Origin of the sequence: Curtobacterium sp. DN_7.5 (assembly GCF_022655355.1) — a bacterium.
Classification (GTDB): domain Bacteria; phylum Actinomycetota; class Actinomycetes; order Actinomycetales; family Microbacteriaceae; genus Curtobacterium; species Curtobacterium luteum.
This window is the reverse complement of record NZ_CP093378.1, coordinates 950,417-965,064: the sequence shown is the minus strand read 5'-3', so window position 1 is coordinate 965,064 and position 14,648 is coordinate 950,417. Positions and strand designations below refer to the sequence as shown.

Annotated in this window: 13 protein-coding genes; 3 read left to right on the top strand and 10 right to left on the bottom strand. The window is 73.1% G+C overall.

What is annotated here, in order from left to right:
• Nucleotides 1–50 precede the first annotated feature (50 nt).
• From MON03_RS04565 to MON03_RS04535, 7 genes are all read right to left on the bottom strand, one after another.
• Nucleotides 51–791 (bottom strand): hypothetical protein, encoded by a 741-nt coding sequence (locus MON03_RS04565; RefSeq protein WP_242090774.1) that lies wholly within the window; start codon nt 789–791, stop codon nt 51–53.
• 83 nt (nt 792–874) lie between these two features.
• Nucleotides 875–2,560: an inositol monophosphatase family protein gene (locus tag MON03_RS04560; protein ID WP_242090772.1), complete on the bottom strand. Its 1,686-nt coding sequence runs from the start codon at nt 2,558–2,560 to the stop codon at nt 875–877.
• A complete protein-coding gene (locus tag MON03_RS04555) occupies nt 2,557–3,666 on the bottom strand; it encodes an ABC transporter ATP-binding protein (protein ID WP_242090770.1) in 1,110 nt (369 codons plus the stop codon). The genes MON03_RS04560 and MON03_RS04555 overlap by 4 nt, the downstream gene beginning before the upstream one ends.
• A complete protein-coding gene (locus MON03_RS04550; protein WP_175328584.1) occupies nt 3,663–4,475 on the bottom strand; it encodes an ABC transporter permease in 813 nt (270 codons plus the stop codon). Before MON03_RS04550 ends, MON03_RS04555 begins: the two co-directional genes overlap by 4 nt.
• Nucleotides 4,472–5,524 carry an ABC transporter permease gene (locus MON03_RS04545; RefSeq protein ID WP_242090768.1) on the bottom strand — a complete coding sequence of 351 codons (1,053 nt, stop codon included), beginning with the start codon at nt 5,522–5,524 and terminating at the stop codon, nt 4,472–4,474. The genes MON03_RS04550 and MON03_RS04545 overlap by 4 nt, the downstream gene beginning before the upstream one ends.
• A complete protein-coding gene (locus tag MON03_RS04540) occupies nt 5,521–6,672 on the bottom strand; it encodes an extracellular solute-binding protein (protein WP_022904564.1) in 1,152 nt (383 codons plus the stop codon). Before MON03_RS04540 ends, MON03_RS04545 begins: the two co-directional genes overlap by 4 nt.
• Before the next feature lie 438 nt (nt 6,673–7,110).
• Nucleotides 7,111–8,061, bottom strand: coding sequence for a hypothetical protein (locus MON03_RS04535; RefSeq protein ID WP_242090767.1), 951 nt, complete (start codon nt 8,059–8,061; stop codon nt 7,111–7,113).
• Nucleotides 8,062–8,185: 124 nt separating this feature from the next.
• Between MON03_RS04535 and MON03_RS04530 the strand changes: the two genes are divergently transcribed.
• Complete coding sequence (locus MON03_RS04530; RefSeq protein WP_242090764.1) at nt 8,186–8,599, top strand: DUF3054 domain-containing protein; 414 nt, start codon at nt 8,186–8,188, stop codon at nt 8,597–8,599.
• Nucleotides 8,596–9,612, top strand: coding sequence for a LacI family DNA-binding transcriptional regulator (locus MON03_RS04525; protein WP_242090762.1), 1,017 nt, complete (start codon nt 8,596–8,598; stop codon nt 9,610–9,612). The genes MON03_RS04530 and MON03_RS04525 overlap by 4 nt, the downstream gene beginning before the upstream one ends.
• Nucleotides 9,613–9,771: 159 nt before the next feature.
• Here the strand turns inward: MON03_RS04525 and MON03_RS04520 are convergent, their stop codons facing one another.
• The 3 genes from MON03_RS04520 to MON03_RS04510 all read right to left on the bottom strand — a co-directional run bounded on the left by MON03_RS04520 (nt 9,772) and on the right by MON03_RS04510 (nt 13,427).
• Nucleotides 9,772–10,425: a spermidine/putrescine ABC transporter substrate-binding protein gene (locus MON03_RS04520; RefSeq protein ID WP_175328579.1), complete on the bottom strand. Its 654-nt coding sequence runs from the start codon at nt 10,423–10,425 to the stop codon at nt 9,772–9,774.
• A gap of 576 nt (nt 10,426–11,001) precedes the next feature.
• The gene (locus MON03_RS04515) at nt 11,002–12,183 is read right to left on the bottom strand and encodes an IS30 family transposase (RefSeq protein ID WP_350355052.1); all 1,182 of its coding nucleotides are present in this window, start codon (nt 12,181–12,183) and stop codon (nt 11,002–11,004) included.
• Between the two features lie 296 nt (nt 12,184–12,479).
• The gene (locus tag MON03_RS04510) at nt 12,480–13,427 is read right to left on the bottom strand and encodes a DUF3097 domain-containing protein (RefSeq protein WP_242090760.1); all 948 of its coding nucleotides are present in this window, start codon (nt 13,425–13,427) and stop codon (nt 12,480–12,482) included.
• Between the two features lie 83 nt (nt 13,428–13,510).
• On the opposite strand from MON03_RS04510, the gene MON03_RS04505 reads away from it, so the two are divergent.
• A complete protein-coding gene (locus MON03_RS04505) occupies nt 13,511–14,560 on the top strand; it encodes a zinc-dependent alcohol dehydrogenase family protein (protein ID WP_242090758.1) in 1,050 nt (349 codons plus the stop codon).
• Nucleotides 14,561–14,648: the final 88 nt, after the last annotated feature.

The following is a 14,648-nucleotide window of genomic DNA, read 5'->3' as shown; positions in this document are numbered from 1 at the left end:
AGCGGGCGACCGCGTGCCTGTGGACGGTCCGGGCGGGCCGGAACACCGGGTCAGACGTCGAAGTCACCACCGAAGTCGCCGCCGAAGTCACCGCCCCAGTCGGAGCCGCCGTCGGCCGACGCTTCGTCGTACCCGCCACCAGTGTCACCCGAACCACCGTCATCCGCAGCGTCGTTACCGCCGTCGAACGATCCGGGGTCGGGCAAGAAGGCGCTCATGATCGCCGAGCCGATGACGTACCCGGCCACCGTCCCGAGGATCGACGCGCCGACCATCCGACCGAACGAGGGGCCCTGGCGTCCGCCGAACCCGCCGCCCATCCCGCCGCCCATCCCGCCGAGCGAACGCTCCACGTACCCGGGCTGCCGGATCTCCGAGCGGGTGGCCGCCTGGGCCAGCGAGCGCGGGTCGTCGCCCCGCGGGGCCTCACCGGCCGGGGCGGTCCGCGTGAACTCGTCGTAGACCATGCGGCGCTGCTCGGGCGTCAGGGTCGCGAACGCCTCGGCGTGGACCTCCTCGATGCGCTCCGGCGGGGCCGTGCGCAGCAGGTACCGGTAGCGCTCGACGGCGCGCTCGTCATCGGTCGCGGCGCCCGCCTGTGCGCCCGACTGCCAGGCCGGTCGCCCTCCGTCCGGCGCACCGGAGCTCCACGTCGGCGACGAGGCCGGCACCTGGTACGACTGCTGCCCGTACCGGTAGCCCTGCTGCTGCGGCTGCTGGGGCTGGCCCCACTGGTTCTGGTCCTGCCGGGGTCGCTCGGGGCGGCCGAGCAGACGATCGAGGAAACCCATGGTCCGTGCTCCTTCGGGAGTGTGGGGCGGTGCTGGGAATGCCGAGCCTACGAGCGGCAGGGGTCCGCTCCCTGTACGCCGACTCAGAGAACGCCGAGCGCCGCGGTCCAGACGGCGTGCAGCTCGTCGGCCGCGCCGGGGTGCGCGACGAGGAACGGCTCGCCGAGCGGTGGGAACCCGTCGACCGGCCCGGTGCGGCTGAGGACGACGCCGCCGGCCTCGTGCACGAGCAGCACCGCGGCGCCGTGGTCGACCGGGTCGAACGCCGAGACGCACCCCCCGATGCCCCGCCCCGCCGCGACCTGCGCGATCGTGAGCGTGCCCGAGCCCTGCACCCGCAGCGTGCAGGCCCGCGCGGCGAGTGCGTCGAGGAACGCCCCGAACCCGGGCCACGGCCGGTGCCCGTCGAGCTCCGTGCCGACGACCGCACCGGCGAGCGGACGCGGGTCGTCGTCGAGCCGCAGGACCCGGTCGCGGAGGACGGCCCCGCGGCCGCGTCGGGCCTCGAGGACCTCGCCGCGCCAGGGGTCGGCCACGACCCCGACGACCGGCCGGCCACCGCGCGTGAGGCAGAGCGACATCGACGTCCAGGGCACGCCGTTCGCCAGGTTCGTCGTGCCGTCGACGGGGTCGAGGTACCAGCGGTGACGGTCGCCGGGTGCCTCGCCGTACTCCTCGCCCGTGAAGCCGTGCGTCGGGAACACCGCCCGGACCCGCCCCCGGACGTGCTGCTCGACGAGGCGGTCCACGTCGGTGACGAGGTCTGCGGCGTGCGCCTTCGTGGCGACGACGCCGACGGGGTGCTCACGGGTGAAGGCGATCACCTCGTGGGCGACGCGGTGCGCGAGGGACTGCGCGCGGGAGGCCACCTCGGCCTCGGTCGGCTCGCGTTCGGGCTCCGGCCAGCCGTCCCGTTCCGCGGCCGCGAACGCGCCGTGCAGCGCCGCGAGGTCGTTCGTCGTGATCGAGTCCGCGCCTGCCCGCGCCGCCCACAGCGCGGGTTCGGCGTCGTCGACGGTCCACACCGAGACCTGCAGGCCGAGTTCGTGCGCGACGGCCACGGTGCGCGGCGTGAGGAACGCCACGTCGAGGTTCAGGGTCGACGGGGTCAGCGTCGCGAGGTCGTCGACGGTGGGCGGCTCGAGCGACTCCCACGCGAGCCACACGTCGGCCTCGGGCAGGACCGCGCGGACCGCGGCCATCGCGGTGGGCGCTCCGCACCAGGCGACCGGTGTCGTCGTGGTCGAGGCCGCGACCGTCCGGGCGGCCACCTCGGCGTCGGCGGGGTCGGTGAGGTCGACGAGCAGGGTGGACCGGCCCCCGTCGAGCCGCTCCAGGACGGCGTCGAGCCGCGGGATGCGGTCGAGACCGTTGCCGAGCCGGGCGACCTCGCACCACGGCACGTCGGCCACGCGGCGCGCGTCGCCCCACATCCGGCCGAGGGTCTCGTCGTGCAGCAGGACCGCGACGCCGTCCGCCGTCCGCCTGACGTCGACCTCGATGGTCGTCGCGCCGAGCGCCTCCGCGACCGCGACGGCGGGCATCGTGTTCTCCCGCCGGACGCGCGGCGCACCGCGGTGGGCGACGAGCCGTGGCGGGGTCGCACCGTGCCTCCCGGCCGGGTCGGACCCGACCACCGGGCCGGACCCGACCACCGGGCCGGACCCGACCACCGGGCCGGACCCGACCACCGGACCGGAGCCGACCACCGGACCCGCCCCGACCTGCGGCGCGGTCCCGGACGCCGGGACCGCGACCTCCGCGCTCACCGGGCACCCCCGACCAGCACGCCCTCGCGGTAGACGAGCACGTCGCCGAGCCGCACCCCGACCGCGTCGCCGACCGACGGCGGCGGCCCGCTGACGAACGCGCGGAGCTCGTCGTCGTCGGCGCGCAGCACGACCTCGGCGAAGTGGCCCCGCATGAGCACCCGCGACACCGTCGCCGTGAGCGGCGAGTCGTCGCACAGCTCGACCTGCTCCGGCCGGACGAGCACCGTGTCGCCCGGACGGCTGTCGAGGCCGATCGCGAAGCGTCCGCCGACCGCGCTCGTCGAGCCGATGAACGAGGCGACGAACTCCGTCGCCGGCCGCGCGTACAGGTCCGCGGGTGCCGCGATCTGCTCGATCCGGCCGTCGTGCATGACCGCGATGCGGTCGGAGACGCTGAGGGCCTCGTCCTGGTCGTGCGTCACGATCACCGTCGTGATGCCGAGGCGCTGCTGGATGCGGCGGATCTCGTCGCGGACGCTGACCCGGAGCTTCGCGTCGAGGTTCGACAGGGGTTCGTCGAGCAGCAGCACGTCCGGCTCCTGCACGACCGCGCGGGCGAGGGCGACCCGCTGCTGCTCGCCGCCCGAGATCGCGGTCGGCTTCGAGGTCGCGTGGTGGCTCAGCCCGACGAGTTCGAGGGCGGCCCGCACGCGCTCGGCGGTCTGCTGCTTCGGCACGCGACGGGTGCGCAGCGGGAAGGCCACGTTCTGCGCGACGGTCATGTGCGGCCACAGCGCGTAGTTCTGGAACACCATCGCGCTCGGTCGGCGCTCCGGACCGGTGTCGGTCACGTCCCGACCGCCCATCGCGACGGTGCCGTCGTCGACGGGCAGGAACCCGGCGACCATGCGGAGCGTCGTCGTCTTGCCGCAGCCCGACGGGCCGAGCAGCGACACGAGCTCGCCCGGCGCGACGTCGAGGTCGATGCCCGCGACGACGTCGCGGCCACCGAGGCGCTTGCGGAGTCCGCGGACGAGGAGTCCGCCGCCTCGGCCTGGTGCTGCCTGGAGGCCCGGGGCGGGTTCCGCCAGGAGGGTCGCGTCCGTCATCGGGTCGCCTTCCGTGCTGGTGCTGCTGGTGCTGGTGCTGGTGCTGGTGGTCATCGGATCTGGAACCCGTCCGCGAGGCGGCCGCCCATGATGTGCTTGCGCGCCAGGAGCAGGAGGACCACGGACGGGATGCTCAGCGCGATCGCGAACACGGCCGAGACCTGGCGCGGCGAGTTGAGGACGAGCGAGTACATCGCCGTCGGCATGGTCATGTAGGTCGGGGCGCCGACGAGGTAGGTGCCCTGGGCCTCGTCGAAGGACGCGAGGAAGCTCATCACGACGGCGACGAGGATGCCCGGCCAGGCGATCGGGAACGTGACCGTCCAGAAGGTCCGCCAGCGTCCCGCGCCGGCGTCGCGGGCGGCCTCCTCGAGCGAGCGGGGCACGGCGGAGAACGCGGCCGCGGGCAACCACGTCATGAACACCACGCACCCGAGCACGTGGACGACGAGGATGCCGGTCACCGTGTTCATGAGGCCGAGCGCCGTGAACATCGCGGACATCGTCACGAAGAGCCCCATCTTCGGGAAGGCGTTGGTGGCGAAGAGCCCGACGAGCACGACCCGGCGGCCGGGGAACTCGATCCGGCTGATCGCCCACGCCGCCGGCAGGCACACCGCGGCCGCGATGAGCACGGTGAGCGGCGCGAGCACGAGCGAGTTCTGGATCGCGACGCCGAGCGTCGGGTCCTCGAACACGGTCGACCACCACTGCAGGGTCCAGCCGTCGGGCAGCAGGTTCGGGTACGTCCAGCTCGTCGCGAACGCCCGGACGGCCAGCCAGAGGAGCGGGCCGACGATGAACACGGCGAGGACGGCCGCCGTGGCCCAGACCAGGGCGGTGCCCGTCACGCGTCGGATCACGACTTCGCCTCCGTGTTCGTGTCGGCGAGCTCGCGGGCGTTGCTCCGCACCGTCGAGCGCAGGTAGGACACGCTCGCGGCCGCGGCGAAGGCGAACACGATGAACGCCATCGCCGTGGACTGCTGCGGGCGGTTGTACGCCTGGAAGTACTTCGAGATGTCGACGCCGAGCATCGTCGGGGCGTTCGGACCGGTGAAGTACGGGACCGTGAACGAGCCGAGGACGCCGATCACGGTGAAGGTGGTCGCGATCACGAGCGGGGTCCGCGCCATCGGGAGGAGCACCTGCCAGACGACCCGCCAGGTGCTCGCCCCGGCGTCCTTCGCGGCGTCGACGAGCGCGTCCGGCGTCCCCTGGAGCGCGCCGGCGATCATCAGCACCGCGAACGGCAGGCTGGTCCAGACGCTGCCGAACACCACGGCCACGAGCGTGTAGCCCCACACCGGGAACTCCAGGCCGACCTGGGCGCCGACGCTCCGCAAGAAGCCCTGGGCGTCCGTGAAGGTCAGGATCGACCAGCTCGCGATGACGACCGGCACGAAGATCGGCACGACGGCGAGGACGCTGAGGGTCTTGCCGACGAGACCGCCGCGGAGCCGCAGGATCACCGCGACGACCACGGCCAGGGCGATCGTCAGGCCGGTGGACAGCGCGGTGACGCCCAGGGTCGCTCCGAGGTCGCGGAGGAACACCGGGTTGCGCAGCAGCGTGCCGTACACGGCGAGCGAGAACCCGTGCACGACGTCCTGCCCGATGTCGGCCAGGGCTTCGTTGAGGCCTCCGGTGAAGCCGAGCGAGAACAGCGCGGCGTTCACCACGGGGACGCCGACGAAGAGCACCACGACCAGCACCGGCGCCGCGACGAGGGCGACCCCGGTCACCCGCGCGCGACGGGTCTGCCGACGGCGGACGGCGCGACGGTCGACGGTGCCCGGCGCGGCGGTCTCCGCGGCACCCGTGGCGTCCTCGGCTCCCCCGGCGTGACCGGGGGCGGGCGGGAGGCCCGTGGCGGACGCGCCACGGGCCTCCCGGTCGGCGACCTGGGTCACTGCGGGACCTTCGCGTCCCACGCGGCGTTCATGTCCGCGGCGAAGTCGCTCTGGAAGCCGAGGCGGAGCTGCGAGGGGTTCGCGTCCGCGAACTGCTCGGCGACCGACCCCGGCAGTGTGTCGAGCGGGACGACCGGGTACCCGGACACGGCGGTCGCGACGAGCTGCTGCCCCTGCGAGCTCAGCACGAAGTCGGCGAGCTCCTCGGCGGCGGCCTTCTTCGCGGCGGGCTCGGTCTCAGGGATGCCGAGGAAGCTCGCGCTGCCGGTGAACGACGGGTCCGTGATCTGCACGGCCTTAATCGACTTCGGGATGATGCCGGTCTTCTGCGAGGTGATGAACTGGTCGCTCCAGACCGGTGCCATCGCGATCTGGCCGGAGCCGAGGAGCTGGACGACCTGGTCGTTGCCGTTCGGGTACACACCCTTCTGGTAGGTCGACGGGCCGAGGTCCTTCAGGACCTGGAAGCCCTTGTCCCACTTCGACTCGAGCGACTTGTCGTACGTGGTCTGCATCGTCGTCTGCTCGTCGGCGGAGAGGTACTTCGCCAGCACCGTGGCGACGAACGAGCCGCCGGAGCCGCCCGAGGACGGCGAGTTGTACGCGAACTCGCCCGGGTTGGCCTCGATCCACGCGAGGAGGTCGTCGAGGGTCTTCGGCGGGTCGCTGACCTTCTTCGGGTCGTAGGCGAGGAGCACGCTCGAGGCCCGGTACGGGATCGCGCTGTCGCCGCCCTGCTGCCTCGTGGCCTCGGGGACGTCCGCGAGGTTCGGGATGCCCTGTTCGTCGACCTTCGCCATGAGCCCGGCCTTGCCCGCGGTCGTGACGAAGCCGGCGTCGACGAGGTCGTACGCGACGCTCTTGCCGGCCTTGACCGCGGTGGCGAGGTTCGCCTGCGTCTGGGCGTCGTGCTCGCCGTGCAGGTCGATGCTCGTGCGCACGGTGATCTTCGGGTGTGCCTTCTCGAACGCCGGGATGAGCGACTTCTCCCAGAGGTCCTGGACGTTGGTGTCACCGCTGATGAACACGGTGAGGGCGGTCTTGCCGTCTGCGGCGCTGTTCGCGGCGTTCGCGCTCTGGACGCAGCCGGACAGTGCGACGGTCGCGGCGGCGGCGATCGCGAGGCCTGCGAGGACTCGGGTCTTCACGTCGGTTCCCTCCGTGGGGTGTGTGGGGACAGGGGTGTGGGGCGGGGTGTGGGGACGGGGTGTGGGGTGCGGGGAGCGCGGTGGGGCGCTGGGGCGCTGGGGCGCTGGGGCCGGTGTGCGTGGGCCCGGTGTGCGGGAACGTTCCCGCGCCGTCGTTGAGTGTGGCGGCGGTGGGTGAACGCGAGGTGCCGCGGGCGTCGCCGTCGGGTGAACTGTCGTGCCGGGGGTGCGGGTGCCGCTCCGCCGCACGGTGCCGCCGCCGCCGCACGGTGCCGCCGCCGGCGCCGGCGCCGGCGCCGCACGGTGCGAGGTTTCGCGCACCGTGCGATGCTCCGGCGCTCCCACGGTGTGCGAAACCTCGCACCGTCGGAGCCGCCTCGCACCGTGCGAGGTCCCGCCTCGCACCGTCGGAGCCGCCTCGCACCGTGCGACCCGCCCTCAGCGCGTCATGGGCACCCGACCCCGCCGGAGTTTGCTGCGCAGCTGGACTTCTCGCCACAGGTCCGCCCACCCGACGCGGACGACACCCGTGACGTCCGGGAACGCTCGGAGCCGGTCCTCCCGGTACTTCTCCGCGACGACGACGTCCTCGGCAGTGCGGCCACCTCGCAGCTGCGGATCGCGGTACTTCGCCTCCCCGTCGAACTCGACGACGACGCCCTGCTCCGGGAACCAGAAGTCGACGACGATGTCCGGATGGCCGCGCTCCGAGAACCGGTGCTGGAGGACGGGTGGCGGCGTGCCGTACTCGTCGAAGCGGACCCGGAGCACCGACTCCCCGACGGACCCGGACGCGGCGTCCGCGAACGCCAGCGACCTCCGCGCCCGCCGACGACCACGGGAGGCCCGTCGGTCCACCCCGAACTCGATCGCATCCCGGTCGACCCCGAACGCGAGCACGCGATCGAGGGCGACCACCGCGTCGAGGAACGGCGTGGTGGTGGCGAGGTCCACCGCGGTCCGCACGAAGCCGGTGACCAGCAGGCCGTCCGCCGTGAACCGGAGGATGTCGCGCGACTCCGGATCGAGGTCGTCGTGGACGACGAACGTCGCGTTGGTCGTCCGGGAGCGACGTCCGCGCCGGATGAGCTGCACCCGGTCCGGCAACTGTCCGAGCACCGGCACGCCGAGCAGGACGGCCGCCGACCGGTGCGAGACCGCGTACTCGGGCACGATCCGATCGACGAGCGATCGGACGAGGACGTGGTGGCGCTGCTCGGGTGGGAGCCTGTGCCACTGCCGCGCATCGCAGTACCGTCCGTGTGCGATGCGCTGCAACTCGCCGCTGCGTGCACGGCGGCGGAGTGCTTCCGCCTCGTCGGGTCGATCCGGCGGCGTCCGGAGCACCGGGCAGTCCGGCGTGGGTGGGAAGGAACGGTGGTCATCCATGGCGCGATCGTCCGACGGCCGCGCTCCGAGCTGGCACCGCTGGTCCGGCCTGTGGACAGTGGGACGTCGTCCACAACCCGGTCGACGAACGGGTGGGCGCGTCCGGGGCTGCGATGATGAAGGCGTGTCCACACGTACCTGGGGCTGGCTCGCAGCCGTCGTCGACGTCGTCCTCGTCGTCCTGTTCGCACTCATCGGACGCTCCTCCCACGGGGAGGCGAACACCGCCGGGGCGCTCTGGACGACGGCGTACCCGTTCCTCGCCGGGTGGGCCATCGGCTACGTCTCGAGCGGGGCGTGGGGCCGGCCCCTCCGCATCTGGCCGACCGGCGTCGTCGTGTGGGTCCTGACCGTGTTCGTCGGGCTCGCGATCCGGGTCGCCACCGGGCAGGGCGACGTGGACGGGAACCCGCTGCCGATCTCCTTCGTCATCGTCGCGACGATCGTGCTCGGGGTGTTCCTGGTCGGGTGGCGAGCGGTCGTCCGCCTCGTCCAGCGCACCGTGGCGACGCGACGCGACCGGCGGACCACCGCGTGAGCGGTGCCCGCGGCTCGCAGCCGACCATCCTCGACGTCGCGGCGCGTGCCGGGGTGTCGAAGTCCGCGGTCAGCCGGGTGCTGTCCGGCACCGGTCGGTTCTCGGACGAGACGCGCGAGCGGGTCGAACGCGCCGCAGCGGAACTCGGCTACGTCGCGAACGCGATGGCCCGCGGCCTCGTGCGCGGTCGGACGCACACCATCGGGATGCTCGTCCGCGATGCGTCCTCGATGGTCTACACCGCGCTGCACGCCGTGATGGAGCGCCGCGCGTCGGAGCTCGGGTACCGCGTCGTCACCACCACCGGCGTCGGCCGGGTCGAGGACGAGAAGTCCGCCCTCGCAGCACTCGTCTCGATGCGTGTGGACGGCCTCGTGGTGTGCTCCGGACTGCTGCCCGCTGCCGAGATCGCCGAGTTCGCTCCACGCATCGCGACCGTCGTGGCCGGCCGGCCGGAACTGCACCCGGCGCTGTCGAGCGTCTACTGCGACGAGACCGACGGTGGCACGCAGATCGCCGACGCGGTCGCCGCCGCCGGGCACGAGACCGTCGTCGTGCTGACCGTCCCACAGGACAACGCCCTCACGCAGTACGCCCGGTCGCAGGCGATGGTCGCGCGGCTCCGCGGCCTGGGCGTCGCCGTCGTGGACATCGACGCGAGCTTCGTGCGACCACCGGCGGACGTCGCCGCGGACGTCGCCGAGGTCGTGCGGGAGTCCGGCGCCACGGCGCTCATGTGCCCGACGGATCGCCTGATGCTCGACGTCTGCGACGCGCTGCACCGGCTCGGGGTCGAGGTGCCCCGTGACGTCTCGGTCACCGGCTTCGACGGCGTCTACCCCCTCGCGAACGACTGGATCGGGTTCACGACGCTGGCGCAGCCGATCGAGCGCATCGGGCGCGAGGCGATCGACCTCGTCGTCGGGCGCATCGACGACCCCACGAGTGCGGTCGAGCACCGGTCGCTCCGCGGCACCGTGATCTCCGGTCGGACGCTGCTCCCCCGGCGCTGACCCCGGGCGCAGCACGCCGGCGCTGACCCCGGCCCAGTCGCCCGTCAGGACGGCGCTCGCCGCACGTCAGAACGATCCGGGCTGCGGCCGCCGCACGTCAGAACGATCCGGGCTGCGCCCGCCGCACGTCAGAACGGTCGAGCCCGCGCCCGCCGCACGTCAGAACAGGCCGTCGCGCCGTTCCTCGCCGAAGCCGTCGAAGCCGCGGAACATGTCGGACACGAGGGCCTCGATCTGCGGCTCGACCAGCCGTTCGACCGCCTCCGCGATCCGTGGCCGGTGCTCGACGAGCGCCAGGCACACGGCCGTGCCGGTCGCTCGGGCGCACTCGTCCGAGAGCTCGATCTCGTGCCGGAGCGCCGCCTTCGCCTCGTCCGAGAGGGGCTCCCGGGGCGCCTGCTCCCCCGCCCCCGTGCCGGTCAGTTCCCCGAGGGTGAACAGGAACGGCGACCCGGGCGACGGCTCCGGGTCGACGTCGAGGCCCTGGAACTCCGGCGACAGCCCCTCGGTCGGTTGGTAGCCCGCCTCCCGCTTGCGCGCAGCCGCCCGTTCGAGTTCCCGCTGCAGCAGGGGCAGGTTCTTCGCCGTGTAGTCGTCGACGGCGTCCTCGATGATCGTCGAGATCCGGCCGATCAGTGCGTGCTGGACGGCGTGCGGGACGTCGGGGCCGAACCCCGCGGCGCGGGCGATCGGCGAACCGGTGCACTTCCGGCAGATCCTCGTTCGCGGGCGGGCGGTGCCGATCTGCCACCGCGGCAGCCACCGCAGCCACACGTCGACGGCGCTGCGCACGCGACCGTCGATGCCGTCCATCCCCCAAGACTAGGCCGACGCGCCCGAGCCGGCAGGGACCGACGCGACGCGGATCCGCGCCCGCCGCCGGCTCCCGCCCCGTGGTGCGCGCCGCCTCGCACGGTGCGACCACCGCCCGGCACGGTGCGAGGTCCCGCGCACCGTGCGAGGTCGTTCGGCTCGCACCGTGCGGGAAACCTCGCACGCTCCGCCCGGCAGCGGCCTGGAGGCACGGCGCACGTCCCCGAGGCGGGCCCCCGTAACGGGGCGTGCGCCGCCTCGCACGGTGCGACCACCGCCCGGCACGGTGCGAGGTCCCGCGCACCGTGCGAGGTCGTTCGGCTCGCACCGTGCGGGAAACCTCGCACGCTCCGCCCGGCAGGCAGCGGCCTGGAGGCACGGCGCACGTCCCCGAGGCGGGCTCCCGTAACGGGGCGTGCGCCGCCTCGCACGGTGCGACCACCGCCCGGCACGGTGCGAGGTCCCGCGCACCGTGCGAGGTCTTTCGGCTCGCACCGTGCGGGAAACCTCGCACGCTCCGCCCGGCAGGCAGCGGCCTGGAGGCACGGCGCACGTCCCCGAGGCGGCTCGGCGGTTTCAAGGGGTCGTCGCAACGGGTGGTTGTTTCGGGTCCGAGAGTAGCTGCTCGAACGCTTCTGCCGGGGTGCGATAGCCGAGGGTCTTGCGGGGTCGTCCGTTGAGTTCGGCAGCGACTTCGCGGAGCCGTTCCGGGCTGTGAATGGCGAGGTCGGTGGACTTGGGGAAGTACTGCCGGAGCAGGCCGTTGGTGTTCTCGTTCGAGCCGCGCTGCCAGGGCTTGTGCGGGTCGCAGAAGTAGATCGCGAGGTCCGTGGCGAGGGTGATGTCTTTGTGCCGGGCAAGCTCGGTGCCCTGATCCCACGTCAACGACCGACGCAGATGCCCAGGCAGCGTCTGGATCGTGGGGATCATCGCGTCGCGGACCGCATCGGCGCTGTGTCCGTTGGGGAGGTGCAGCAGCATCACGTATCGGGTGGTGCGTTCGACCAAGGTGCCGATCGCGCTCCTGGCGTTGATCCCGACGATCAGGTCCCCTTCCCAGTGGCCGGGGACGGCCCGGTCGTCGGCCTCGGCGGGGCGTTCGCTGATCAGGATCATGTCGCGGATCTTCGACCACGACGCCCGCCGCGGCTCGCCCCGGTGCCGACGGATCGCGCGGCCGGTGCGGAGGTGTTTGTGCAGGTCAGCGCGCAGGTGCCCGCGGCCCTGGACGAACAGGGACTGGTAGATCGTCTCGTGCGACACGTGCATCTCCGACCGGTTCGGGAACGTCCTGGCCAGGTCATCACGGATCTGCTCCGGGGACCAGTTCCGCACCAACCGCAACTCGACCTGCAGCGCAAGCTCGACCCGGTCAAGCTTCCGGGGCTTCGGGCGCCGCGCTCGAACACGGCACTGCTTCTCCGCCGAGTACGGCCTGTAGTACCCGCCAGCTGCAGCGTTCCTGCTGAGCTCGCGACTGATCGTCGATGGTGCCCGGCCGAGGGCTTTCGCGATCGCGCGCACGCCGGCGCCGCTGAGGCGCAGGTCCGCGATCTGCAGCCGCTCTTCCTGACTCAGGTACCTGTCGGAGCGGGGCTTGTGGGCGAACGGATTCCGTCCGCCGGCTGCTTTGACCCAGCGGTATCCCTGACGTCGGTCCACGCCGACAGCATCACAGGCCGCCGTCCGCCCGAGACCTTGTCTCAATAGCTCCCAGAACCGCGCTTCCCGCGCACGGTGTTCCAGCCTCGATCCCATCCGCAACGCTCCGATTCACGGTGGTGTTGCAACGACCGGCTGAACCCAAGGCTCCCGTAACGGGACGCGCGCCGCCCCGTGGTGCGCGCCGCCCCGTGGTGCGCGCCGCCCCGCCCGGCACGGTGCGAGGGCCCGCGCACCGTGCAAGGTCGTTCGGCTCGCACCGTGCGGGAAACCTCGCACGCTCCGCCCGGCAGGCAGCGGCCTGGAGGCACGGCACACGTCCCCGAGGCGGCTCCCGTAACGGGGCGCGCGCCGCCCCCACGGCGCGCGCCGCCTCGCACGGTGCGCGGTCGTCAGACCCGCGGCTCCGTCACGAAGTCGATGAGCTCCTCGACGCGGCCGAGCAGCTGCGGCTCGAGGTCGGCGAACGTCCGCACCTGCCCCAGGATCCGCTGCCACGCACGCGCGATGTCGGCCTGCTCGGAGTACGGCCACCCGAGGTGCTGGCAGATGCCCTTCTTCCACTCGATCGAGCGCGGGATCGTCGGCCACGCCTCGAGGCCGAGCCGCGCGGGCTTCACTGACTGCCAGACGTCGACGAACGGGTGCCCGACGACGAGGACGTGAGCGCCCCACCTGCCCTGCATGACCGCGGATGCGAACCGGGACTCCTTCGACCCCGGGACGAGGTGATCGACGAGGACACCCACCCGCCGATCGCGCGACGGCTGGAACTCGTCCAGCACCGAAGCGAGGTTGTCGACGCCGGAGAGCTCCTCGACGACGACGCCCTCGACGCGGAGGTCCGATCCCCAGACCTTCTCGACGAGCTCGGCGTCGTGCTTGCCCTCGACCATGATCCGCGACGGCAGCGCCACTCGCGCGCGCTGCTGCTCGACCGCGAACGAACCGGACGCGGTGCGGAGGCGACCACCGTCGGACGCGTGCCGGACCGCCGGGGCCGCACCGGGCCTCCCGGCCATGGGTGCAGCCGCGGCAGACCGCCCAGCCGCACCGGTCCCGCCGCTCGCCCGGCGCCCGACCGGCGCCTGCGGCCGTCCCAGCGTGACGAGCTCACCCTCCAGCAGGAACTGCCCCGTGAACGGGAACGAGCGGGTGCGGCCCTTCCAGTCCTCGAGCTCGACGTTGCCCGCCTCGAGCCGCACGACGGCCCCGGCCCAGCCCGTCGCCGGGTCCTCCAGGACCATGTCGCGCTCGAGCGGCACCTGCCGCACCTTCTTCACGCCCCGCGAGCGCCAGTCGCCCGAGAGGACGTCGTTGCCGTACCGGTCGTCGTCCACCCGCAGGAGCGTAGTGTCGATGCGGCCCCGGACGACGTCGACCGGCCGATCACCCCACATCCACCCGACGGAAGAGGCACACCGTGCGCGCAGCGATCATCCACGCCCCCGAGGACATCCGTGTCGAGGACCGCGACCAGCCGACCATCATCACCCCGGACGACGTCGTCGTGCGGGTCGTCGCGGCCTGCGTCTGCGGGTCCGACCTCTGGCCCTACCGCGGGGTGACCGAGACGAAGCGTCCGCGCCCGATCGGCCACGAGCTCGTCGGCACCGTCGTCGAAGTCGGCGACGACGTGACGGACCTGGAGGAGGGCGACTTCGTCATCTCCCCCTTCACCATGAACGACGGCACCTGCCAGGCCTGCCGTCACGGCATGACCACCGGGTGCGACCACCTCTCCGGCTTCGGCGGCAACGACGCCTACGGCCACCCGGTCGGCGGTGCGCAGGCGGAGTACGTCCGCATCCCGGACGCCTCGGCGACGCTCGTCAAGGTCCCGGGCCCGGTCGAACCGGCCCTCGTGCCGTCGCTGCTCACCCTCTCCGACGTCTTCTCCACCGGGCACCACGCGGCGGTGTCGGCGCAGGTCGGCCCCGGGCGCACCGTCGTCGTGGTCGGCGACGGTGCCGTCGGACTGTCGGCAGTGCTGGCCTCGAAGCGCCTCGGTGCCGAGCGGATCATCGCGATGAGCCGCCACGCGGACCGCCAGGCCCTGGCCCGCGAGTTCGGCGCGACGGACATCGTGGCCGAGCGCGGAGCCGAGGGCGTCGCGGCCATCCGGGAGCTGCTCGGCGGCGACCTGGCGGACTCGGCGGTCGAGGCGGTCGGCACCGAGGAGAGCATGGACCAGGCGCTGCACTCGGTGCGTCCTGGTGGGGCGCTCGGGTTCGTCGGGGTGCCGCACGGCGTGCCGACGATCGGGACGCGCTACCTCTTCGACACGAACATCTCGATCGCGGGCGGCATGGCCCCGGCGCGGAAGTACATCCCCGAGCTGCTGCCGGACGTGCTCTCGGGCGCGATCGACCCGGGCCGTGTGTTCGACCTCGAGCTGCCGCTCGACGAGACCGCGGAGGCCTACCGGGCGATGGACGAGCGTCGCGCGATCAAGGTGCTGCTGCGGCCGTAGGTGCGGGCAGCGCGGCGGAGTCCGGCACCACCCACGGGACGGGAGGCACGGTGCCGGCCCGCACCGTGCCTCCCGTCCGCGCACCACG